Raw genomic sequence first — 22,985 nt, 5'->3', positions numbered from 1 at the left:
TCTTGAAGATATTAATTACTGGAGGAGCAGGGTTCATCGGAAGCCATTTTGCTGTTAAAATGCTCAGGGAGCAGCATGAGGTCGCCATCATCGATAACTTGCATCCCTACTATTCTGTTGATAGAAAAAAGCAGCATCTAGAGATCATTAAAAAAGCTGGCGAATTTCAGTTTTATCAATGTGATCTTCTTGATCGAGATGAAATGATCAACATCATCAAAAAATTTTCCCCAGAAGCGATTGTGCATTTGGCGGCACTGCCGGGAGTCGCCTATTCAATTCTTCGTCCACTGGAATACATAGATTATGATGTGAAAGCTACAGTTAACGTACTTGAAGGTGCCGGAATGGCAGGAGTGAAGCAGGTCATTTTTGCTTCTTCCTCATCTGTATATGGAATGATGAAGAATGTACCGTTTAAGGAAGAGATGGCCGTTGGCAAACCGATCTCACCTTACGCAGCTTCTAAATACGCCGCTGAATCCTTTTGTCATGTGTACGGCCATCTATATGGGATGGATGTTAAAATCCTTAGGTTTTTTACCGTATACGGTCCATGGGGAAGGCCAGATATGGCAATCGCCAATTTTATTAAGAAATTGAAAAGCAGCGAAGAGATCACGATTTTTGGCCAGGGTGGTTCCCGCGATTATACATATGTAGGTGACATTGCGAAAGGCATGGGCCTTGCTCTGAAAAATTTAGAGCAAAGCGCCATCATCAATATCGGGTCAGGCAGGCCAATTTCAATGGACCAGCTATTGGACGAGCTCCGGATCTACTATCCTGATATGAAGATCCGTCGTGAAAAAAATCGCGCCGGAGATGTAGATAGGACCTGGGCTGATATTTCCCTGGCGCGTGAATTGCTTGGGTATGAACCAGAGGTGGACTTAAGCCAAGGAATTGCAGAAACTGTGGCATGGGCAGAGCAGTATGAAGACTTCCTTTAAGAAATGGATCTCCATCCTGCTGATCATCGCATTTCTAATAATGACGTTTTACCTTCTTGATGTGGGCATGATCATGGGAGAAATAAAAGCCATCATAACCAATCCTGGGATCCTGTTATTCATTTTCACCAGTTATTCCTTCGCTTTTTTGGCAAGAGGAGTGGCATGGAAGCTTTATTTGAATAGTAGAGTAAGGCTTTCAACCTGTATGTACGGATTGTTTTACAGCTTACTGCTGAATCACCTCCTCCCTGTCAAAGCGGGAGATTTTGCGCGGATCGGTGTCATGAAAGCAAGGGAGCCTGACATTACTGGACAAGCAGCTTTAAATTCTGTGATTGTTCTGCGAGTTATGGATACGGTCATTTTATTCGGGATGGCTTCAGCGGGTTTGGCTTTTCTTAAGCTGCCTGTGAATGCAAAGCTGTTGGTATGGACCGGAGCAATTGGAGTTGTTGTCACAGCACTTCTTTACTATAAATTCCAAGCTTTCTTTAAGAGTCAATTAAGCATCATGAAAAATGCCTTCACAGGCTGGCGTGGAATCTGGATCATTGGATTGACGCTAATAAGCTGGGTCCTGGAAGCTGCAGTGATTTATGGTGTCGTACTGAATGGGGGCAGCATCATCAGCTTTGTACAGGCAATTTGGGTTAACAGCATCACCGTTGCCGGGCAGATTTTCCAAATCACCCCCGGAGGAATCGCCAGCTATGAGGCCATTATGGTTTTTGCCTTAGGAGCAAATGGAATTGCTGCAGAGAATGCCTACTCAGCAGCGGTCATCACGCATGGGTTGAAATATTTATTTTCTTTCATTGTCGGAGGGATTGCATTGGCAGCTTATCCTGTACCGGCGCATTTATTGAAAAAATGGACTAGAGAAAGGGGCAACGAATCATGAAAAGTGCTTCAAAGTTTGAAAAATTCGCGGCCCGAAGCTGGAATTTGCTTAATGAGGGGAAGCCTTTTACGCCAATTTTCACAGTTGGCACAATGGTATTATTTCATCTTGGGGAGTTTGGGAGTCCGGACAGTTTGGTGGAGTTTTTACTAGCCTTCCTTACTGTACTTCCATTGTTCATTATCTATTTTATTTATGATTTTCCACTTTTTTTGAGAAACTATTTGTGGATACCATTCATCGTTTTTGTGGTTGTCTGGCCTGAACTCAATATTAATTTGCTGTTATTTGCAGCTGGACTTTACTTTTTCTTCACTGTATTTTTCTGGGGAACGCTTTACTATCACTTAAGGATCGGTACGTCCTGGCTTAACTTCACGAGATTTTGGAAGCTAGTTTTGAAGAATAGTGACTCAACCAGCGGGAATGCCCAGGAACAGCTCCCGAAAGTATTCCTGCTGCTCTCTCTTTGGGAACTGTCGTTCAGAACCCTTACCGCCGGTGCAAATTTACCGTTCTTTGATATCGCCATATTTTACGGCTTTGTTCTTCTTTTTGCCTTTATCCTGCACCGATATTTATTCGACTGGAAGCCAAAGGCTTATGAGGGCTATACGAAGGACGCTGGACCTGAAGTACCGGAGAATGGCCTGTCCGATAAGGTTATCGTCATCGTGATTGATGGGATGCGCAAGGAACGCTTTTATGAAGCAAATACACCGTTTCTCGATCAGTTAAAAGAAAATGGCACTGAGTATTTGAATATGGAAACAGTCTATCCTGCAAGGACTGTTGTTTGCTTTAGTTCGATGTTCACTGGAACCTATCCGTTTGAACATGGCATTAAATCGAATATGGTCTACAAACTGGGAGTTAATACAGAAACAATATTTGACTCGCTTCGCAAGGTGGGCAAAAGAGGGAGGCTCCTTGGCATTGCTCACCTCGTTGATGCGATGGGCAGTGATGTCGAGACAGTGACCGCTGTCATGCATAAGGATAAAGCAGACACAAACATGCTTGCCAGGGCAAGAAAGATCATGGATGAACAGGACCCGGACTTATTTATCGTCCAAATGATTGGAACGGACCAGGTTGGCCACAGCCGCGGCGTTCTTTATGATGATTATATTGAAAAAATCGAGGAAGCAGATGCGCTGGTCCAAGAGTTCGTTCAATGGCTGGAAAGCGAAGGGAAGATGGAGAACACGACACTTGTAGTCTGTGCGGACCACGGACAGGCTGATGGCATCGGTGGTCATGGACACCTCGATGAAGGTGAAAGGTTCGTTCCATTTTTCATGCATGGTCCCCATATTGCCAAAGGAAATAAGGTGCAGGAAAAACACAGCCTCGTTTCACTGGCACCAACGATTTCGTACTTGATGGGTGCGCCATATCCGGCCAACAGCAGAGGGAAAGTTTTAATGGATGCAATAAAAGCAGAGAAGGATGAGAAGTAATTGAGTAAAGTTATCGTATTTTTGCCGGCTTTCAACGAAGAAGAATCCATTGGGGAAGTGATTGAAAACATCCCGCGCCGTTTCGAAGGTGCAGACAAAGTGGAGGTTTTGGTCATTGATGATGGTTCGACGGACAGTACTGTTGCTGAAGCGAAAAAAGCAGGAGCCGACCATATAATAAGCTTTGAAAAAAACCGCGGCCTTGGTGCCGCGGTCCGAAAAGGAATAGAAGAATGCTTCCTAATGGGTGCTGACGTCGGGGTGATGATCGATGCGGATGGAGAGTACCCAGCATGGCAGATTACTGACATAGTCAAACCCATTATTAATGGGGAAGCAGATTATACGATGGGGTCCCGGTTTATGGGAACGATAAAAGGGATGAAATTTCATCGCAGGATGGGGAACTATTTTTTCACCTTCCTGCAAACATTATTGTTGAGGAAGTGGCTGTATGATGGCCAATCCGGGATGAGGGCTTTTTCTCGAAAAGTCCTTGAACATGCTGAAATCATCCATGATTACAATTATGCTCAAGTGTTGACGCTGAACCTTGTCAGAAAAGGATTCAGGGTTCTGGAAGTACCGATACAATACCGAGTAAGGACAACTGGGACATCGTTTATCTCATTCAAAAAATATATGACGAATGTCGTGCCCGCTGTGTATCGGGAAATGACCAGGCCGGTTTCGAAGGTTGCTGGAGAAAAAAAATCACCACTTAGAAGCAGTGAAAATAGTGACAATAAAGTGACGATTATCAAATATGATTGACATTAGAAATGATAATCATTATCATTATCATTGTAGGAGGGAAACAGTAAATGAAAAAAGGTATATTTTTTTGTTTTTCATTGATATTAATTCTCATTAACGGCATTCCTCAGACTGCCAGCGCTTATTCATATGGTGATCCCAATGAAGAGAAAGTCGCGGAGGTCTATAAGGAAATGCAGTTGAAGCTGGATGAAAACCCTCCAAACTTCTCTGCGGCTAAATCCCTGTTTGAAACGGTGAAAGAAGAAATCGATATGCACATGGGAACCGAGCCGGGTGAAGTGATCATGGAAAGTTTAAATGAAGAAGATAAAGAAGCAACGATTGAGAATATGGAAAAACTCCTTGTATTAAATGTTGCGAGAAGACTTGAAAGCATTGAAAAGAGCTTTGAAGAGTATGACACTTCTAAGAAGCTTCTGGCAAAGGGATATGCTACATATCAAGCACTATCGCCAAAGGTTGAGGCGAACAATCCTGAAGTTGACAAAACAATAAAAGCCGACTTTGATGCTGCATTAGAAGCACTAGGAAATCCAGGACTCTTTGGGGTTGGGAAGAAACCTTCTGATATAGAAGTTTTTAAAGAGAAGAAAGAGGAAATCCTGAATACATTGCAAGATGAATTCGATCTTCCCAGCTTGGAAGTAGGCCATTTTACAGATACAGAAGAACAAGAGGGCACTGGGAAAAAGGACTGGACAGATCGATCGAATATCCGTAACTGGATTCCATTGATCCTGATTGTTGCAGTCATTGGTGCGATTGTCGTTATTGGCATAAAGAGAAGAAGACATTAAATCTAGAGGACACCTTGGAGAGGGGAGAATCAGCGATGGAAGTTCAAGCTTTACTGATTACATTTCGTGAAGTATTGGAAGCGCTATTAATTATTGGAATCATCACAACATATTTAAAGAGGACAGGTAATCCAAAGTATACGAAGTATGTCTGGCTAGGAGCAGCACTTGCAATCCTGGCAAGCATCGGGGTAGCGATCCTGTTCCAGGTAGTATTCACTGGATTCGCGGCAATGGGCAGTGAGATTTACCTGAAAATAGGAATCATGATTGTGTCGACCGTCCTCTTGACCCAGATGGTATTCTGGATGGCAAGCCACAGTAAAGATCTTAAAGGCAATATGGAAGGCAAAATGAACAAGTTCATTTCGACTGGAAATATTGTCGGCATGGTCATCCATTCATTCCTTGTCGTCTTGCGTGAAGGGATCGAGACTGTATTCTTCTTTGCGGCAATCACTGGAGGTAACATCGGTGCTGCCATGCAGGGATGGGGAGCAATCACGGGTACACTGATTGCGATCGCAGTTTCATACATGTTCTTCAAAGGAACGATGAAGGTTAAGCTTAAGACTTTCTTCCAGATCACGGGCGCATTCATCATCCTGATTTCTGCTGGATTGCTTGTTCAAGCGATTTCAATGATGCAGGATGTCAACATGATTGGCAGCGTTATGTACCATGTTTACGATATTACATGGTTAATGCCTGAACATCCAATCGACTATGCGCATTACCTGCGTGACACTGGTGTCGCACCGCTTATCTCAGGCGATGTGGGCATCTTCCTGAAGGCTTTGTTTGGATACTCATCAATGCCTTCGATTGAAGAAGTCATTGCATATATCGGATATTTTGCTGCGATTTTCCTGCTGACTTCATCACGAAGCCCTAGGAAAGAAAAGGCTGCTGAAAAGAAGTCTGCTGAGAATAAGCAAGTAGTATTGAATCCACAAGTTAAATAAACTATTATTCGAGGTTTTACAATCCTCTCTCCAAAAAAGTACAGGGAATATCCTTGTACTTTTTTCATACGTAAAAAAGGCGGAAGTTAGTTGGTGTAAAATGATGAATTTTGAAAAAATGAAAAAAGTGATCATTCTTGGACTGAGTTCATTGGCGGTCGTTTACATTTTCATACTCCAGTTGAATTCACTTAATCCATTCGTCGCATCGTGGGATCAAGTTGACTTCACTCTGGCCTTGGAAAGGTTTGACCTTCGCGCAATGCAGCCGCATTTCCCGGGATATCCTTACTTTATATTGGGCGGTATGCTCCTTAAGTATTTCGTGAACGAGCCAAATCAGGCTCTGGTTCTTTTCAATGTATTAGTGTATACAAGCTCCATTCTGCCTGTTTATTTCATCGGGACAAGAAGCTTAAGCAGGACGAATGCCATCCTTCTTGCAGCTGTCATTTATACTGCCAGTTATCCGCTGATCATCGTGAACCAGCCAATGTCGGAGGGAGCTGCACTTGCTGCATTTTGGTGGTACTTCTGGAGTGTCACAGTCGCTGTAGCCAGACCGGCAGGGAAATGGATGCTGCTTCCCCTGATTTTGTTCAGTGTCCTATTGGGTATCAGGCTGAGCTATATTCCAATGGGAATCGGCATCCTTTATTTATTGTATGAAAAATATGCAAAACGTGAGATTGCCTTTGGCAGGGTGATTAAATATGTAATCATCGCTGGATTGTTCCAGTTGATCTGGGTTGGCGGTCTGGTTATTTCTGAAGGAGGACTAACCAGCTTTCTCGAGCTTGCTTTTGGATTTACCGGCGGGCATTTCCAGGAATGGGGCGGTACATCGGCAACGAATGAACTCTCTTTCCTGGCAAGGCTGAACGCTTTCCTGTTTACCAACATTTTGTGGTGGGGAATGTTTTTACGAACAACTGTTTTGATGGTATTATATATAGTTATCGGCATAGTTCTATTATTGCCAGAAGCTAATAGAAAAGATTATAAGAAAATCAGCGACCAAAAAGAAGATACTGTTAAGAAGGAAGCTACTTTTCAGAAGGAAAACGCCTTTAACAAGACGAATACCTTTCAGAAGAAACACCTCGTTGAGGAGAAAAACACTCTTCGGCTCGGGAAATTACTGCTTCTCGCTTACAGTGTTTGGGCTCTTTTTGCCCAGAATATCGATAAGCCAAGGCATATACTGCCGCTGGTTCTATTGCTGGTGTTTCTTGGCCTTATTGTCTTTTTTAAAAAAAGGACAGGGACGTTCGCAAGGCTTCTTATAGTATTGGTCATCATTGCCCAGGCAATTATTTCTTCGAGTTTTATACAAAAACAGGCCAAAAACGAGCCCGCAGTCTATCAGCTTGCTCATTATATGGAGGAGCAACCGGAGGATTTCATCCTGTATACATGGGAAGAAACAAGAATCCTTCAATATTTGGGAATGTCTTACCCACATAAAAGAATTTTTACCTACAGGAATTTCCTTCATGACCAAGGGTTATATAAAGGTAAGACAGTTTATCTTACTAACAGTGTAATCGATGGTTTCTCTTCCCAGGGTTATGACCTTGGCGGAAATCTCGAGAAGGTAGAGACCTTTACATCAGATGAAATTTTCGACCCAATCTATCATGAGATTATTTTATATAAATGGACACCGTAACAGGAGGTGAACGGCATGAATGACCAAATTAGGAATAAGCTTGCGCTTCTCCCTGCTCAGCCAGGTTGTTATTTGATGAAGGACAGGCAGGGGACCATCATTTACGTGGGGAAAGCCAAAGTATTGAAGAACAGGGTGCGCTCTTATTTTACAGGATCGCATGACGGTAAAACACTTCGACTTGTCAATGAAATCGAGGATTTTGAATATATCGTCACGTCTTCCGATATGGAAGCTTTGCTGCTGGAGATCAATCTAATCAAAAAGCATGACCCGAAATACAATATCATGCTTAAAGATGATAAATCATATCCGTTCATCAAGCTGACTGCTGAAAGGCATCCGAAGCTGATCATTACCAGGAAAGTCAAGAAGGATAGCGGCAAATATTTTGGGCCATATCCGAATGTCCAGGCGGCAAATGAGACGAAAAAGCTGCTGGATAGGATTTATCCGCTCCGGAAATGCTCGACGCTGCCCGACCGAGTCTGCCTCTATTATCATATGGGGCAATGTCTTGCGCCTTGCGTCAAGGACGTCAGCAAGGATGAGTATAAGCAGATCACGGATGAAATCACGAAGTTCCTGAATGGCGGCTACAAGGATATCAAGGAAGATTTGAGTGCTAAAATGGCTGCCGCCGCTGAAGAGTTGGATTTTGAACGAGCGAAGGAATTTCGCGATAAAATCGCCCATATCGAGGCAACGATGGAAAAGCAAAAGATGACAACGACTGATTTTACGGATCGCGATGTGTTTGGCTATGCTGTTGATAAAGGTTGGATGTGTGTACAGGTCTTCTTCATCCGTCAGGGGAAATTGATTGAGCGAGAAGTTTCCATGTTCCCAATTCACAATGAACCCGAAGAGGATATCCTCACATACCTGGGACAATTTTATTCGAAAAACGAGCATTTCAAACCGAAGGAAGTTTTGGTCCCGGAGGGCGTGGATCTTGAACTGGCAGAAGGGCTGCTTGAAGTAAAGGTCCTGAAACCACAGCGCGGAAAGAAGAAGGAGCTTGTCCACCTGGCATCCAAGAATGCAGGGATTGCCCTGAAAGAAAAGTTCTCGTTAATCGAGCGCGATGAGGAGCGTACCATCAAGGCTGTTGAAAATCTTGGCCAACAAATGGGCATTTACACTCCTCACCGAATCGAGTCTTTTGATAACTCCAATATCCAGGGAACCGATCCGGTATCAGCGATGATTGTTTTTATCGACGGCAAGCCGGAAAAAAGGGAGTACCGCAAATACAAGATTAAATCGGTCAAGGGCCCGGATGACTATGAATCAATGAGAGAAGTCGTAAGGCGCCGGTATACCCGTGTCTTGAGAGAGGGGTTGCCCCTCCCGGATTTGATTATCATCGATGGCGGTAAAGGACATATCGAGTCCGCACGGGATGTACTAGAAAATGAGCTGGGACTTGATATTCCAATCGCTGGGCTGGCCAAGGATGATAAGCACAGGACCTCCCAGCTGCTCTATGGAAATCCGCTGCAGGTGATCGAACTGCCCCGTAACAGCCAGGAATTTTACCTGCTGCAGAGAATCCAGGATGAGGTCCACCGGTTCGCGATTACCTTCCACCGCCAGCTAAGAGGCAAAAGTGCTTTTCAGTCCTTGCTCGATGATATTCCAGGCATAGGCGAAAAGCGCAAAAAAGCCCTGTTGAAGCATTTCGGTTCGGTGAAAAAAATGAGGGAAGCCTCTGTGGAAGAATTGAACGCTGCCGGTCTGCCGGCAAATGTTGCAGAGGAACTCTTTCAGAAATTGCAGGATTAATGTAGCATTCTATTTTTAGGTGTGCTATAATGATAAAAATTTCATATAGCTATCACTTTAGAGCATTAAAGTGAAGATAGAGGTGCGAGCTTCAAGAGTAAAAGTCTGGAGAATTTTAGGATTCAGAGATGGGCTTTGAAAGGGGATGTTCGCCGAAGTGAGAAAATGCCTATCCATTTTCACGCTGGTCCTTCGTTGAACAAACGCTGGATTGTCAAGATTGCCATCTTGGAGTGCTATCTCATGTTGCAGCGTATATACACGTTTATCAAGCAATGGGAGCCACTTCCATTGCTTTTTCTGTTTTTAAGGGCTAATTTTTGACAGAATTACATATGCGGCGGAGTCATGGAAACTCTATTAAAGGCAAAATACAGAATGAAGAGGCAGGGGAAACCTATGGGATTGATTGTACAGAAATTCGGTGGAACATCGGTCGGCAATGTAGAAAGAATCAGGAATGCGGCAAGCAGGACAGCAGAAGAATTGCAGAATGGCAATAATGTGGTTGTAGTCGTATCAGCAATGGGCAAGACGACAGACCATCTTGTCGATATGGCAAATGATATTTCAAGCGCGCCATCGAAAAGAGAGATGGACATGCTGCTGACAACAGGCGAGCAAATTACGATCGCGCTATTTTCAATGGCACTGTCGCAAAATGGCATTGATGCCGTTTCCTATACAGGCTGGCAGGCTGGAATCAAAACAGAAGCTGTCCACGGCAACGCCCGGATTGTCGATATTGATACAGACAGGATTGCCAGGGACTTAGAGACTGGCAAGGTGGTCATTGTCGCCGGATTCCAGGGTGTTACGGATGATGGGCAAATCACGACACTTGGCCGCGGAGGCTCAGATACAACTGCAGTTGCCTTAGCAGCGGCACTGAAAGCTGATAAATGCGATATCTACACAGATGTGACCGGCGTGTTCACGACCGATCCAAGGTATGTGAAAAGTGCGAGGAAGCTGCTGAGCGTTTCCTATGATGAAATGCTAGAGTTGGCCAATCTAGGGGCAGGCGTGCTCCATCCGCGCGCGGTGGAATTCGCGAAAAACTATGGATTGCCACTTGAAGTAAGATCCAGCATGGAAAAAGAAAGAGGCACGATCATCGAGGAGGAGAATGAAATGGAACAGAATCTAATCGTACGTGGAGTAGCGTTTGAAGACCAAATCACGAGAGTATCAGTCCTTGGAGTCAGCACTTCATTAAAAGGACTTTCAACCATATTCACAACACTTGCCCAGAACCACATCAATGTCGACATCATCGTCCAGAGCCGAACAGAAGCAGGATTAGCCAATATCTCGTTCTCCATCAAGAGCAACGACCTTCCAGAAGCACTGGATGTATTGGAACGTAATAAAGAAACATTGAACTACCAGGCCGTTGAATCTGAAACAGGCCTCGCAAAAGTGTCCATCGTCGGTTCAGGCATGGTTTCCAATCCTGGCGTGGCCGCAAAAATGTTTGAAGTCCTCGAAGGAAACGGCATACAGGTGAAAATGGTAAGCACATCCGAAATCAAGGTTTCAACCGTCGTTGATGAAAAACAAATGGTAAACGCAGTTGAATCACTGCACGAAGCATTTGAACTATACTCAGAAGCGGTTAAGACGAATTAAGAGAGTTGCTATAAGAAGCTTTCCTGGTGTTTGAATCGGGAAAGCTTTTTGTACAAGTGCTGGCAGGTAAGTGTCAGCTGGATTAGGAGCCTGGTGATCAGGGAGAACAGGAGGGTTTCACCGATATTTACCAGTGAAAAGGAAAAACGGGAGTTCTTGGTCACAAAAGAATGAATCTTGTGCCCGTGAAAAGAAAAAACGGGTGCTCACGGAAACATAAAAGAGAAATGCGTGCCCGGTTTAAGGTGGATATAGATTAACCGGGCACATGCAAAGGCAACTTCCCTAGTTTCCGGCAAATTCAAAGGGCTAGGAGTCTGAAAAATCAGAGTCGCTCAATTCCCAGTCATAATAAAAGGGTTACTGCGCCTAGATCAACCAAATTCGGGCGCAGTAACCCTTGCTATCATATCATTTTAGGAGACGATGCCGATTCCCTACATCATTCGCCAATCAAATCACCCTTATCCCATTTGATCGTGAACAAGATTTTCGCTGATTTTTTATTGGGGTGTTCGAAGGCTTCGGTTGTAACATTTTTCTGCTGTTCCATTTGCTGGGCAATGAAACCTGCTTCTAGCTGGAATGTAGCGTTAGGATTGTTTTTCAGTCTGGAGGAAATGAGCTCGCTGCTAAGTTCAAGCACCATTTCTCTTCGGGATTCTTCTTTGATGGTCAGTGTGCCCCAGCCGGCATCCTGGAAAAAGCGGATGGTTTCGTCAAGGGTTGATAATGAATATTTTCGGGCGAGGCGTTTTCCGGCCCAATACAGGATTTCAGCTGTGTCTTTGCCAAGCAGTTCCGGCAGTAGGACTTCCTTGATCAATTCATATCCAAACGCAGGGACAGCCAGTGGATCGCTATCGTTTTTTTGCTCAGAAGTAGTTATTTCACTCATGTTCTCCCCTCTTTCTATCACTCTATTATAAACAATTTGCCGCGAAAACATTAAATTAAAAAGTTGTTAAATTTTGCATGGTCTATGAAATTCGATAAACTTTTTCCATATTTATACCATACCCGAAACTGGGATAGTCAAAATTATTGTATCGAGAATTTTTTAATCAGTCGGTTCCTATAGGCAATAGTATTATTTTAATATACTCTTTCATACGTTTAAATAATTAGAAAGAGGGATTTTTACAATATCAATATATTTTAAAAATTTTATTTATATAAGCATTTTTATGTATCCGTTTTCTTGACGCTCTATTATGATGGGAGTAAAATGAACATGTCACATAATTGTAAGAAATGCTTATTTTACGGTGTTGGGTTGAATCAGTCTATTAGGTTAATAGAGATGGGGAGAGAAGCCCGAACATCACGGCCAAATTTCAGGGGGGTATACTTATGGCAGGTAGACAAGAGTTTTATTGGCGGAGGCTGCATTCTTTGCTGGGTGTCATTCCAGTGGGTCTTTTCCTTATGCAGCACCTTGTAGTCAACCATTTCGCTACAGGGGGAGAAGAATCATTCAATAGCGCAGCACATTTTATGGAGCAGTTGCCTTTCAGGTACTTTTTAGAAATTTTCATTATCTTCTTACCATTATTATTCCATGCGATTTATGGTCTTTATATTGCTTTTACAGCGAAAAACAATATAGGCCAATATAGCTATTTCAGGAACTGGATGTTCATGCTACAGCGTGTTTCTGGTGTGATTACATTGATTTTCGTAGCTTGGCATGTATGGGAAACTCGTATCGCGGCAGCATTTGGTGCAGAAGTTAACTTCCAGATGATGGAGACGATCCTATCTTCTCCATTCATGCTATGGTTCTATTTGATTGGTGTCATCTCTACAACTTTCCACTTTGCGAACGGATTATGGTCATTCTTCGTGAGTTGGGGAATTACTGTAACACCGCGTTCACAAGTGATTTCCACTTACGTAACGATCGGAGTTTTCATTGCGCTTTCCATCGTAGGTGTCCGCGCAATCCTGGCATTTGTATAAGCTGTTTCCACGGGCTGCAATCCGAAGCCTATGCTGGAAAAAGAATTACTATTGAACGGATATTAAAGACAGACATGGATTTAAGGGAGTGAGTCACGATGAGTAAAGGTAAGGTGATCGTAGTCGGCGGCGGCTTGGCTGGCTTAATGGCTACAATTAAAGTTGCAGAAACAGGAACTCCTGTTGAACTGTTTTCTCTAGTGCCGGTAAAACGTTCCCACTCTGTATGTGCACAGGGCGGAATCAACGGTGCAGTAAATACAAAAGGTGAAGGTGACTCTCCTTGGGAGCACTTTGACGATACAGTATACGGCGGGGACTTCCTTGCGAACCAGCCGCCAGTTAAGGCAATGGCTGAAGCAGCGCCTGGAATCATCCACCTTCTTGACCGTATGGGTGTCATGTTCAACCGTACGCCAGAAGGTTTGCTTGATTTCCGCCGCTTTGGAGGAACTCAGCATCACCGTACAGCATTTGCTGGTGCTACAACTGGACAACAGCTTCTATACGCTTTGGATGAGCAGGTTCGCCGTCATGAAGTGGCTGGTTTGGTCACAAAGTACGAAGGCTGGGAATTCCTTGGAATAGTTAAGGATGAGGAAGGTGTGTGCCGCGGAGTCGTAGCACAAAACCTGACTTCAATGGAAATCAAATCATTTGCTGCTGATGCTGTCATCATGGCAACTGGAGGCCCTGGCATCATTTTCGGTAAAACAACGAACTCTGTTATCAATACGGGATCAGCTGCTGCGATCGTTTACCAGCAGGGCGGTTATTACGCTAATGGTGAATTCATCCAGATTCACCCTACAGCAATCCCTGGGGATGACAAACTCCGCCTGATGAGTGAATCTGCCCGTGGTGAAGGTGGACGAGTATGGACGTACAAAGATGGTAAGCCGTGGTACTTCCTTGAAGAGAAGTATCCAGCTTATGGAAACCTTGTACCGCGTGATATTGCAACACGTGAAATCTTTGATGTGTGCGTAAGCCAGAAGCTTGGCATCAACGGTGAGAACATGGTTTACCTTGACCTTTCACATAAGGATCCTAAAGAGCTTGATATCAAGCTTGGCGGTATCATTGAAATCTATGAGAAATTCATGGGCGATGACCCAAGAAAAGTTCCTATGAAAATTTTCCCTGCTGTTCACTATTCTATGGGCGGACTATGGGTTGACTATGATCAAATGACCAATATTCCTGGCTTGTTTGCTGCAGGTGAGGTTGATTATTCACAGCACGGTGCGAACCGTCTTGGAGCCAACTCATTATTGTCAGCAATCTATGGCGGAATGGTAGCAGGTCCAAATGCGATCCGTTACATCAATGGACTTGAGAAGAGCTCTGACGCTATTTCTTCTGCCCTATTCGATGATGCTGTCAAGATGGAAGAAGAGAAATGGAACAACGTCATGTCACTTGATGGCACTGAGAATGCATATGTCCTTCACAAAGAGCTTGGCGAGTGGATGACGGACAATGTAACGGTTGTTCGCTACAACGACAGACTTCTGAAAACAGACGAGAAAATCGTCGAGTTGATGGAGCGCTATAAGAATATCAATATTAACGATACTGCAAAGTGGAGCAACCAGGGTGCTGTATTCACACGTCAGCTTCAAAACATGCTTCAGCTTGCACGTGTTATCACAATCGGTGCTTATAACCGTAACGAAAGCCGTGGGGCTCACTATAAACCGGAATTCCCTGATCGTAATGATGAGGACTTCTTGAAAACTACTATGGCGAAGTTTGTTGATGCAAACTCTGCTCCAGCATTCCATTATGAAGAAGTAGATACTTCATTAATCCAACCGCGTAAGCGCGATTACTCTAAGAAGAAGGGGGAGTAATAAGGCATGTCAGAGAATAAAACTGTTACTTTTGTAATCAGCCGTCAGGATACTCCTGATTCAGCCCCTTATGATGAAACGTTTGTATTAGATTATCGTCCAAATATGAACGTCATTTCGGCACTGATGGAAATCCGACGTAACCCAGTGAACTCAAAAGGTGAAGCAACGACACCTATTGCCTGGGATATGAACTGTCTTGAAGAAGTTTGTGGTGCGTGTTCTATGGTCATCAATGGCCGCCCGCGCCAGTCTTGCTCAGCGCTGGTTGACCAGCTTGAGCAGCCGATCAGGCTTGAGCCAATGAGAACATTCCCGGTTGTCCGTGACCTTCAGGTTGACCGCAGCCGTATGTTCGACTCATTGAAGCGCGTTAAAGCTTGGGTTCCAATCGATGGCACTTACGATCTTGGACCTGGACCTCGTATGCCAGAGAAAAAGCGCCAGTGGGCTTATGAACTTTCAAAATGTATGACTTGCGGTGTCTGCCTTGAGGCTTGTCCTAACGTAAACGACAAGTCCGATTTCATTGGGCCGCAGCCGTTATCACAGGTTCGTCTATTCAATGCCCATCCAACAGGTGCTTTGAACAAAGGCGAGCGACTTGAAACAATCATGGGAGACGGCGGACTTGCGAACTGTGGTAACTCACAGAACTGCGTCCAGTCTTGCCCTAAAGGCATTCCATTGACTACATCGATCGCAGCCTTGAACCGTGATACTACATTCCAGTCATTCAAGAACTTCTTCGGAAGCGATCAAGTTTAAAGAAAAGCGCAAGCGCCTTGTTCAGACCCGACAAGCGCTGGAGGGCCGACCAGTGAAGTCGTTCTTTGACTTCATTGGGCGGACTGAAATCGAAATGTATAGCCGACTGTCCAGAAACGCAGAAACTGGAGACTCCGACAAAGAAGCGCTTTTTGCTTCTGGCGGCGGAGTTGAAGTTTCGGAGTTTCTAGGAGGCGACATTAGACAAGCGACTCGAGGGTCTAGGCGCTGGAGCTAGACACTAATCCAGGTGTGAAAAATTTTATACTTTGTATAAGAACGAACCTCCTTTCCCTGGAAAGGAGGTTTTTCTTTTAGCTAAAATAGTGCTTTTTCCAGTCTGGTTCTCTTGATATACTTTTCTTAAAAGCCATAATTAGGAGCGGTATATGAAATTTACAAAAATATTGGCAATCCTGATTGTCATTAGTGGAGTGATTGTCCTAGGGATAGGATTATTTCAGCTGTGGGACATAAAACAGCAGGAGAAGATTTCCCTGGCAACGGCGAAAGAATTGGTTAAGGAAGATAAGCCAAAGGCTACAAAAGAAGAATTCATGCCTGAAACCGGAGAGGCTTCCGGATTGCTGGTTATACCGAAGATAGAAGCGGAATTGGCTATAGTGGAGGGAACGGATGCCGACGACCTCGAGAAGGGTGTTGGCCATTATAAAGGCTCCTTCTACCCTGAGGAAAATGGACAAATCGTTCTCTCCGGCCACCGTGATACAGTTTTCCGAAAAGCAGGGGACCTTGAATTGGGTGATCAACTGACGATGAAAATGCCTTATGGTGATTATACGTATGAGATAACGAGCACAAAAATCGTCAGCGCAGATGATACCAGTATCATTACCCTCCAAAATACCGAAGAAGAGCTCATTTTAACAACCTGCTACCCGTTCAGTTATGTTGGCGATGCACCCGACAGATATATCATCTATGCAAAAAGAATATTGGATGAAAACTAGATAAACCAGCCTGGAACTTTCCTGTGCTGGTGTTTGTTTTTCCTTTTTTATTCCCAAAACAACGAAATAAATTTATAATAAAGAAAAGAATGAATGTTCATTCATTTTACGGGAGGTTTCAGCATGAAAAAGATGGAGTACATTAATGAGATTGTAAGCTGGGAAGAGGAATTTGATTTTTTTTATCCGGTGAAGGTTCGGTTTTCGGAAACCGATATGTTCGGGCACTTAAATAACACTGTTCCGTTTACATATTTTGAACAGGCGAGGATTGAATACTTCAAGAGCCAGGGATTCATGCAGGATTGGGTGAAACCAGAGAATGAGACGATTCCGGTCGTTGCCGATCTGCAATGTGATTATGTTAGCCAGATTTTCTTTGATGAAGACCTTAGAATATTTGTGAAAGCCAACTATATTGGAAATTCCTCAGTGGACCTTCACTATATGGTCAAAAAAACCGATGGCTCGATTTGTCTGACTGGCAGGGGAACAATTGTACAAATTTCCAAGAGGACGGGAAAGGGAGTATCCTGGACAGAGGAAATGAGGCAATTATTCTTGGAAAGCAAAAAATCAGTTCTTAAATAAGATTTACGTCTGAAAAAAATTGGCATGAAGTCCCTTAAATGTTGTCACTACACCTCTTTCCTTCACATATGATATTTTGACTAAATTTATACCCACCCCGCAGTTCACAGCTGGCGAAGGCAAGGAGGGTTACAATACTTGAAGGAAAATGAATATACTCACAAGCCATTACTCACTAAACGCGAAAGAGAAGTTTTCGAACTGTTAGTACAAGACAAAACAACAAAAGAGATCGCTAGTGAATTATTTATCAGCGAAAAAACGGTTCGGAACCATATTTCAAACGCCATGCAAAAGCTTGGTGTAAAGGGGCGTTCCCAAGCTGTTGTAGAGCTCCTGCGTATGGGAGAGCTAGAACTTTAATCATGACCGGCCGACCTGGATAAGGGGGGCCGGTTAAGATGTTTAAAGGGGTAAAAACAGAAGGGAAACTTAATTCTGTCTTGAAATTTGCTCGAAAAAAGTAGAAAATAAGGGCAATAGATAAAATCTTCTCAGCTTGGAAACAAGTTTATGATAAAGGAAAAAGAATTCTTAGGAGTTGTTACGGATGAAACTTGAAGGGGTAGAAAAGAATAAGGGGCTGGAGACAGTAGCTGATATCGAAAAGGATTTACGGTACATATCAGGCATCATTAAGCAGAAGGGACGCGAACTTCTTAGCAATTACACGATCACCCCTCCCCAGTTCATTGCCCTGCAATGGCTATTTGAGGACGGGGATATGACGATCGGGGAACTGTCGAATAAAATGTTCCTTGCCTGCAGTACAACCACAGATCTGGTGGACAGGATGGAGAAGAATGAACTTGTTGTCAGGGTGAAGGATCCCAATGATAGACGTGTAGTCCGCATCCATCTTTTGGACGAAGGTGAAAGGATCATCGATGAAGTGATCAAGAAACGACAGTTATACCTTCAAGAAGTTTTGAAGGACTTTTCAGGTGATGAAATATTATCCCTTAAAGAGGGCTTAGCGAAATTACATCAAGAAATGCGAGAAGAATGAGGCGAGTTTTTTGAATCGACCAATCGGAATCATTGACTCAGGAGTAGGTGGGTTAACGGTTGCCAAGGAAGTGATGAGGCAGCTCCCGTATGAACAGATTATCTATGTCGGTGATACGGCTCGCTGTCCGTACGGACCAAGGCCAGTTGAGGAAGTAAAGAGATTCACCTGGCAAATGACCCGATTCCTGCTTGAAAAGAATATTAAAATGCTTGTCATCGCATGCAATACAGCGACTGCCGTGGTACTTGACGAAATAAGGAATGAACTCTCGATTCCAGTGTTAGGTGTCATTCAGCCAGGTGCGAGGACAGCGATCAAGGTAACGGACAATTATAAAATAGGCATCATTGGAACTGAAGGTACGGTAAAAAGCCGTGCGTATGAACATGCTTTGAAATCAATCAATCGCAGGACGGCTATTGAAGCACTTGCTTGCCCAAAATTCGTGCCGCTTGTAGAAAGTGGAGAATACGATGGACGGGTTGCAAAGAAAGTCGTAACTGAAACGCTTCAGCCATTGCGGGGACAGGGGCTGGATACATTGATCCTGGGCTGTACCCACTATCCTTTGCTTGAGCCGCTCATTAAAGAAGTGATGGGGCCAGATGTCAAGGTGATCAGCTCAGGCGAGGAAACTGCGCGTGAGGTGAGCACCATCCTCGGACATAACGATATGTTTGCCGACAGGGAGGAACTTCCGGAGCATTATTATTACATGACAGGCTCAAGGACGATTTTCTCATCCATAGCATCACAGTGGCTTGAGAGGCCGATTGAACATGTTGAAAAAATTAGATTAGGTTAACAAGGCTTCCGGTGACGGAGGTCTTTTTTTTGTATAGGCAATAATAAAAATTATTTTTGTGTGGATAACTCTATATGGGTATCTTAATCCAGCTCCAGCGCTTAGCCCTTCGAGACGCTTCGGTCCTGCCAATGAAGTCAAAGAACGACTTCAGTGTCAGACCCTCCAGCGCTTGTCAGGGCTGATCGAGGCGCTTGAGCTTTTTGTTCTTTTCTTGGCTCGCTCTCATTCATAGTTGATTTTAGTGTAAGTATGAGAACTCATAAGCGGAGAATTTCCTGCTATTGTGTATAGCGGACGCTTTTTCTGCAGAAATAAGCGGAGAATTTCTGGTTAACTGCACTAACTAAGACAATATTCAGGTTTTGGATTAAATAAACGGAAAACCTCCCCTTATATTTATGGAATTAAGGGTATTTCACAATTTAAGCGGAATTTTTCCGTTTACTTTTTGAAACATGGTAGGATCAACAATCGGTTATAACCGAGCGTTTTCTTTATCATCAATTAATTACTAAAATCTTCTCAAAGGCGGTCTAAAATATCCAGAGGCTCGTATACATATTAGTACAAACTGTCTTTGGAGGGATTTATATGTCAAAAAATAAAAAGGCTGTGGTCGTTACAGCTGCTACACTGGCAACTACGGTATTCCTATCTGGCTGCGGGCTGTTCGGGGGCGAGGAAAAGAAGAAGATTGATCCTCCTCAGGATGTCACGCTCATGGAAGATGGAGAGGCGCTTGATGAAAATGTTACTACAGAAACAGCTGAAGATGGAAAAGAAGCAGTTGAAACATCCATTCAGACAGAATTGTATTTGATTGATAAAAATGGTTATGTCGTCTCGCAGACGATGGGACTTCCGAAAAAAGAGGGAGTCGCCCAGCAGGCTTTGGAATACCTTGTGGCAAATGGGCCTGTCGAACAAATGCTTCCAAATGGCTTCAGGGCCGTCCTTCCAGCTGACACACAAATGACAGTGAACATCAAGGACGGAACAGCAACCGTTGATTTTTCAAAGGAATTTGCATCCTATAAAAAAGAGGATGAAAAGAAGATTCTTCAGGCTGTAACATGGACTCTCACCCAATTTGATACTGTCGATGAAGTGAAGCTTCAGATGAATGGAACTCCTCTTGAAGTAATGCCTGTAGGCGGCACTCCGATTGGAGGAGAGCTGAGCCGTGCGGATGGCATCAATGTGGACAATTCCGATGTTGTTGATATCACAAACACGAAAGCAGTCACGGTTTATTATATTGGCGGTGAAGAAGGCGCGTATTATTATGTACCAGTAACGAAGCGTGTCAGCAATGCTGTTAAGGATAATATCACCGCGATCGTCAACGAGCTTGTTGAAGGGCCGGCGTATGCATCCAATCTTCTCTCCGACTTCCAGTCAGGCGTGAAGCTGCTTGACGCACCTAAGGTTGAGGATGGCAAGGTGACATTGAACTTCAATGAATCCATTTACGGCAGCTTTGAAGAAAAAATGGTCTCTGAACACTTGCTGAATTCGCTTGTGCTTTCACTTACTGAACAGACGGGTTTAGAAAGTGTGGCACTTACGGTGAACGGAAAGGCTGAGGTTCTTACAGAATCGGGAGAAAAACTGGCAGAGCCAGTTACAAGGCCTGAAAAAGTAAACACAGGTAGTTTTTAATAGCCAGATTTTGATATACTAATTAAAGACATCCAAAGAGGCAGGCGTTTTTCCTGCCTCTTATTTATATTGTGGTTTAAAGGCAGGCTGCCTGTCTTTTATCATGTTGAGGAGGATACTTATAATGCGATTTGATGGGCGTGAACCATTGCAATTAAGACCAATACATATTGAAACGGATTACTTGAAACATCCAGAAGGTTCGGTACTGATTTCTGTTGGAGATACGAAAGTGATCTGCACAGCCAGCATTGAGGACCGCGTTCCCCCATTTATGAGGGGCCAGGGCAAAGGCTGGATCACGGCAGAATACTCGATGCTCCCGCGTGCTACCGAACAAAGGAACATACGTGAGGCGGCAAAAGGTAAGATTTCCGGAAGAACGATGGAAATCCAGCGTTTGATTGGCAGGGCATTGCGCGCTGTCGTCAATCTCGAGGCTATAGGAGAGCGGACAGTTTGGGTCGATTGTGATGTCATCCAGGCAGATGGCGGAACGCGTACCGCTTCGATCACAGGTGCTTTTGTTGCGATGGCTATGGCTCTTGAGAAGCTGAGCAAGCAAAAGAAGCTGTCTGCTTTTCCAGTGACAGACTTCCTTGCTGCAACGAGTGTAGGCGTTTTAGAGAAAGGTGAGGTTGTGGTAGATTTGAATTATGTCGAGGATTCTGCTGCCCATGTCGATATGAATGTTGTCATGACTGGAAATGGGGAATTTGTTGAGCTGCAGGGCACTGGGGAAGAAGCGACTTTTTCATACAGCCAGCTGCAGGATCTTTTAAAGGCTGCACAAGATGGAATTTCAGAGCTTTTCGAGAAACAAAAGGAAGCACTCGGAGAAGAATTGACTGCCAAAATTGAGGGCGGAAAACGGAGATAGGAGAGATCTCAAAATGGACTCAGTCATTATCGCGACAAAAAATAGCGGAAAAGCAAAGGAGTTTGAGAACCTTTTTTTACCAAAAGGGTTGGCGGTGAAAACTCTACTCGATTATCCAGAGCTAGAAGATGTGGAAGAAACAGGTTCAACTTTTGAGGAAAACGCCATACTAAAAGCTGAAACGATTGCTAAAAGCCTTGGTGTGAGAGTGATTGCGGATGACTCCGGGCTTGAAATTGATGCATTGGAAGGCAGGCCGGGTGTCTATTCGGCACGATACGCAGGTCTTGAAAAAAATGATGAAAACAACATCGACAAAGTTCTCAATGAACTTCAGGGTGTCCCGGAAAGCGAGCGTACTGCAAGATTCTGCTGTGCACTTGCGATGGCAGAGCCTGGCAAGGAGACATTGACTGTATTCGGGACGTGTGAAGGAAGAATCCTTGAGGAGAGGCGCGGTTCCAATGGTTTTGGCTACGATCCGATTTTCTTCGTAGAAACAAAGGGGAAATCGATGGCTGAATTGGCATCAGACGAAAAAAACAAGATCAGCCATAGGGCAAATGCGATCAGGAAGCTGGATCAGCTCCTTAAAGAGCATGAGGAACGCCATGAGTAGGGTGCTGATTGTCAGTGATAGCCACGGGTCTACTGAGGTGCTTGAGGGAATTGAGAATTTGCATGGAAATGATGTGGACTTGATGATTCACTGCGGAGACTCAGAGCTTTCTGAAAGTGATGCTGCGATTGTGAATTTCAGTTCGGTGAAGGGAAATTGCGATTTTTATGGCAATTTCCCTGATGAGGAGATTCATGCGATCAATGGCGTTAGAATTTTCGTGACACATGGGCATCTATACTCAGTGAAATCCACACTGGTAAACTTGTACTATAAGGCAAAAGAACTGCAGGCTGATATCGTCTGCTTTGGGCATTCTCATTTGCTGGGAGCAGAAATGGTGGATGATGTACTGTTCATCAACCCTGGAAGCATCAGGCTTCCACGCGGCAGAACTGAAAAGAGTTATGCCATACTCGAGCTGGAAAGCGGAAAAGCCATATTGCGGATCTATGACTTTGGAATTGGTGAGATTTCTGAACTGAAGCAAGAGTTTTCACTTCACAAAACAAATTAAAACTACTATAATGATTTTTTGAGGGGAGCCAACAGGTTTCCCTCAGAAAAAAGTTTTTGATTTTTTATTGACATTTAGTTATTTGGCTAATATAATAAATCTTGTCTTTAAAAAACAACCACGTCCCAGTAGCTCAGCCGGATAGAGCATACGCCTTCTAAGCGTACGGTCGGGAGTTCGAATCTCTCCTGGGACGCCATTTAAACTACATACCTTAACTCACCTTTTGGGTGAGTTTTTTTTATGCCTTGAAGTTTTGATCCACCCTCAGGAACTGAGGTCAAAACACATCCTGAATAAAAAAATTATTTTTTTGCAAATGTGAATATATCAACAATGTAAGCGGATACAAATTAACTAACTAATCTAAATTATCAAATAATTT

General features: G+C 43.9%; 23 protein-coding genes, 1 tRNA gene and 1 riboswitch. Of the genes, 23 read left to right on the top strand and 1 reads right to left on the bottom strand.

What is annotated here, in order from left to right:
- Positions 1-2: 2 nt before the first annotated feature.
- The 9 genes from LGO15_RS18055 (at position 3) to LGO15_RS18015 (ending at position 10,954) form a co-directional block, all read left to right on the top strand.
- Positions 3-953, top strand: a complete 951-nt coding sequence (locus LGO15_RS18055; protein ID WP_167832752.1) for an NAD-dependent epimerase/dehydratase family protein — start codon at positions 3-5, stop codon at positions 951-953.
- Positions 937-1,857 carry a lysylphosphatidylglycerol synthase transmembrane domain-containing protein gene (locus LGO15_RS18050; protein ID WP_167832753.1) on the top strand — a complete coding sequence of 307 codons (921 nt, stop codon included), beginning with the start codon at positions 937-939 and terminating at the stop codon, positions 1,855-1,857. Before LGO15_RS18055 ends, LGO15_RS18050 begins: the two co-directional genes overlap by 17 nt.
- Positions 1,854-3,320, top strand: coding sequence for an alkaline phosphatase family protein (locus LGO15_RS18045; RefSeq protein WP_167832754.1), 1,467 nt, complete (start codon positions 1,854-1,856; stop codon positions 3,318-3,320). The genes LGO15_RS18050 and LGO15_RS18045 overlap by 4 nt, the downstream gene beginning before the upstream one ends.
- Positions 3,321-4,094, top strand: a complete 774-nt coding sequence (locus tag LGO15_RS18040) for a glycosyltransferase family 2 protein (protein ID WP_226085452.1) — start codon at positions 3,321-3,323, stop codon at positions 4,092-4,094.
- A gap of 50 nt (positions 4,095-4,144) precedes the next feature.
- Complete coding sequence (locus LGO15_RS18035; protein ID WP_167832756.1) at positions 4,145-4,897, top strand: hypothetical protein; 753 nt, start codon at positions 4,145-4,147, stop codon at positions 4,895-4,897.
- 35 nt (positions 4,898-4,932) lie between these two features.
- Positions 4,933-5,862, top strand: a complete 930-nt coding sequence (locus LGO15_RS18030; protein ID WP_167832757.1) for an FTR1 family iron permease — start codon at positions 4,933-4,935, stop codon at positions 5,860-5,862.
- A gap of 100 nt (positions 5,863-5,962) precedes the next feature.
- Complete coding sequence (locus LGO15_RS18025; protein WP_226085451.1) at positions 5,963-7,534, top strand: glycosyltransferase family 39 protein; 1,572 nt, start codon at positions 5,963-5,965, stop codon at positions 7,532-7,534.
- Positions 7,535-7,549: 15 nt separating this feature from the next.
- Complete coding sequence (uvrC, locus tag LGO15_RS18020) at positions 7,550-9,322, top strand: excinuclease ABC subunit UvrC (RefSeq protein ID WP_226085450.1); 1,773 nt, start codon at positions 7,550-7,552, stop codon at positions 9,320-9,322.
- A 69-nt stretch (positions 9,323-9,391) separates the two neighbouring features.
- A riboswitch (Lysine riboswitch) is annotated at positions 9,392-9,569 on the top strand.
- A 152-nt stretch (positions 9,570-9,721) separates the two neighbouring features.
- Positions 9,722-10,954: an aspartate kinase gene (locus LGO15_RS18015; protein WP_167832760.1), complete on the top strand. Its 1,233-nt coding sequence runs from the start codon at positions 9,722-9,724 to the stop codon at positions 10,952-10,954.
- Positions 10,955-11,396: 442 nt separating this feature from the next.
- Here the strand turns inward: LGO15_RS18015 and LGO15_RS18010 are convergent, their stop codons facing one another.
- Complete coding sequence (locus LGO15_RS18010; protein WP_226085449.1) at positions 11,397-11,852, bottom strand: YslB family protein; 456 nt, start codon at positions 11,850-11,852, stop codon at positions 11,397-11,399.
- Between the two features lie 455 nt (positions 11,853-12,307).
- On the opposite strand from LGO15_RS18010, the gene LGO15_RS18005 reads away from it, so the two are divergent.
- The 14 genes from LGO15_RS18005 to LGO15_RS17940 all read left to right on the top strand — a co-directional run bounded on the left by LGO15_RS18005 (position 12,308) and on the right by LGO15_RS17940 (position 22,799).
- Positions 12,308-12,916, top strand: coding sequence for a succinate dehydrogenase cytochrome b558 subunit (locus LGO15_RS18005; RefSeq protein WP_226085448.1), 609 nt, complete (start codon positions 12,308-12,310; stop codon positions 12,914-12,916).
- A gap of 98 nt (positions 12,917-13,014) precedes the next feature.
- Positions 13,015-14,772: a succinate dehydrogenase flavoprotein subunit gene (gene sdhA / locus LGO15_RS18000; protein ID WP_167832763.1), complete on the top strand. Its 1,758-nt coding sequence runs from the start codon at positions 13,015-13,017 to the stop codon at positions 14,770-14,772.
- Between the two features lie 6 nt (positions 14,773-14,778).
- Positions 14,779-15,540, top strand: a complete 762-nt coding sequence (gene sdhB, locus LGO15_RS17995; protein ID WP_226085447.1) for a succinate dehydrogenase iron-sulfur subunit — start codon at positions 14,779-14,781, stop codon at positions 15,538-15,540.
- Between the two features lie 52 nt (positions 15,541-15,592).
- On the top strand, positions 15,593-15,778 hold the full coding sequence (locus LGO15_RS17990; protein WP_167832765.1) for a hypothetical protein: 186 nt from the start codon (positions 15,593-15,595) through the stop codon (positions 15,776-15,778).
- 151 nt (positions 15,779-15,929) lie between these two features.
- Positions 15,930-16,511 (top strand): class D sortase, encoded by a 582-nt coding sequence (locus LGO15_RS17985; RefSeq protein ID WP_167832766.1) that lies wholly within the window; start codon positions 15,930-15,932, stop codon positions 16,509-16,511.
- Between the two features lie 123 nt (positions 16,512-16,634).
- Positions 16,635-17,102, top strand: a complete 468-nt coding sequence (locus LGO15_RS17980; protein WP_167832767.1) for an acyl-CoA thioesterase — start codon at positions 16,635-16,637, stop codon at positions 17,100-17,102.
- Positions 17,103-17,240: 138 nt separating this feature from the next.
- The gene (gene gerE / locus LGO15_RS17975) at positions 17,241-17,465 is read left to right on the top strand and encodes a spore germination transcription factor GerE (RefSeq protein ID WP_019154738.1); all 225 of its coding nucleotides are present in this window, start codon (positions 17,241-17,243) and stop codon (positions 17,463-17,465) included.
- Positions 17,466-17,652: 187 nt separating this feature from the next.
- Positions 17,653-18,111, top strand: coding sequence for a MarR family winged helix-turn-helix transcriptional regulator (locus tag LGO15_RS17970; protein WP_167832768.1), 459 nt, complete (start codon positions 17,653-17,655; stop codon positions 18,109-18,111).
- Positions 18,112-18,121: 10 nt separating this feature from the next.
- On the top strand, positions 18,122-18,919 hold the full coding sequence (racE, locus tag LGO15_RS17965; protein WP_167832769.1) for a glutamate racemase: 798 nt from the start codon (positions 18,122-18,124) through the stop codon (positions 18,917-18,919).
- A gap of 594 nt (positions 18,920-19,513) precedes the next feature.
- A complete protein-coding gene (locus tag LGO15_RS17960; RefSeq protein WP_167832770.1) occupies positions 19,514-20,584 on the top strand; it encodes a GerMN domain-containing protein in 1,071 nt (356 codons plus the stop codon).
- 124 nt (positions 20,585-20,708) lie between these two features.
- On the top strand, positions 20,709-21,464 hold the full coding sequence (gene rph / locus LGO15_RS17955) for a ribonuclease PH (protein WP_167832771.1): 756 nt from the start codon (positions 20,709-20,711) through the stop codon (positions 21,462-21,464).
- Between the two features lie 13 nt (positions 21,465-21,477).
- Positions 21,478-22,083: an XTP/dITP diphosphatase gene (locus LGO15_RS17950; protein WP_226085446.1), complete on the top strand. Its 606-nt coding sequence runs from the start codon at positions 21,478-21,480 to the stop codon at positions 22,081-22,083.
- The gene (locus LGO15_RS17945; protein WP_167832773.1) at positions 22,076-22,600 is read left to right on the top strand and encodes a metallophosphoesterase; all 525 of its coding nucleotides are present in this window, start codon (positions 22,076-22,078) and stop codon (positions 22,598-22,600) included. The genes LGO15_RS17950 and LGO15_RS17945 overlap by 8 nt, the downstream gene beginning before the upstream one ends.
- A gap of 122 nt (positions 22,601-22,722) precedes the next feature.
- A tRNA-Arg gene (locus LGO15_RS17940) sits at positions 22,723-22,799 on the top strand.
- Positions 22,800-22,985: the final 186 nt, after the last annotated feature.

Source organism: Mesobacillus sp. S13 (assembly GCF_020422885.1).
Lineage (GTDB): Bacteria > Bacillota > Bacilli > Bacillales > Cytobacillaceae > Mesobacillus > Mesobacillus selenatarsenatis_A.
The sequence above is the reverse complement of the archived record's forward strand: the minus strand, read 5'-3'. Positions and strand labels throughout refer to the sequence as shown.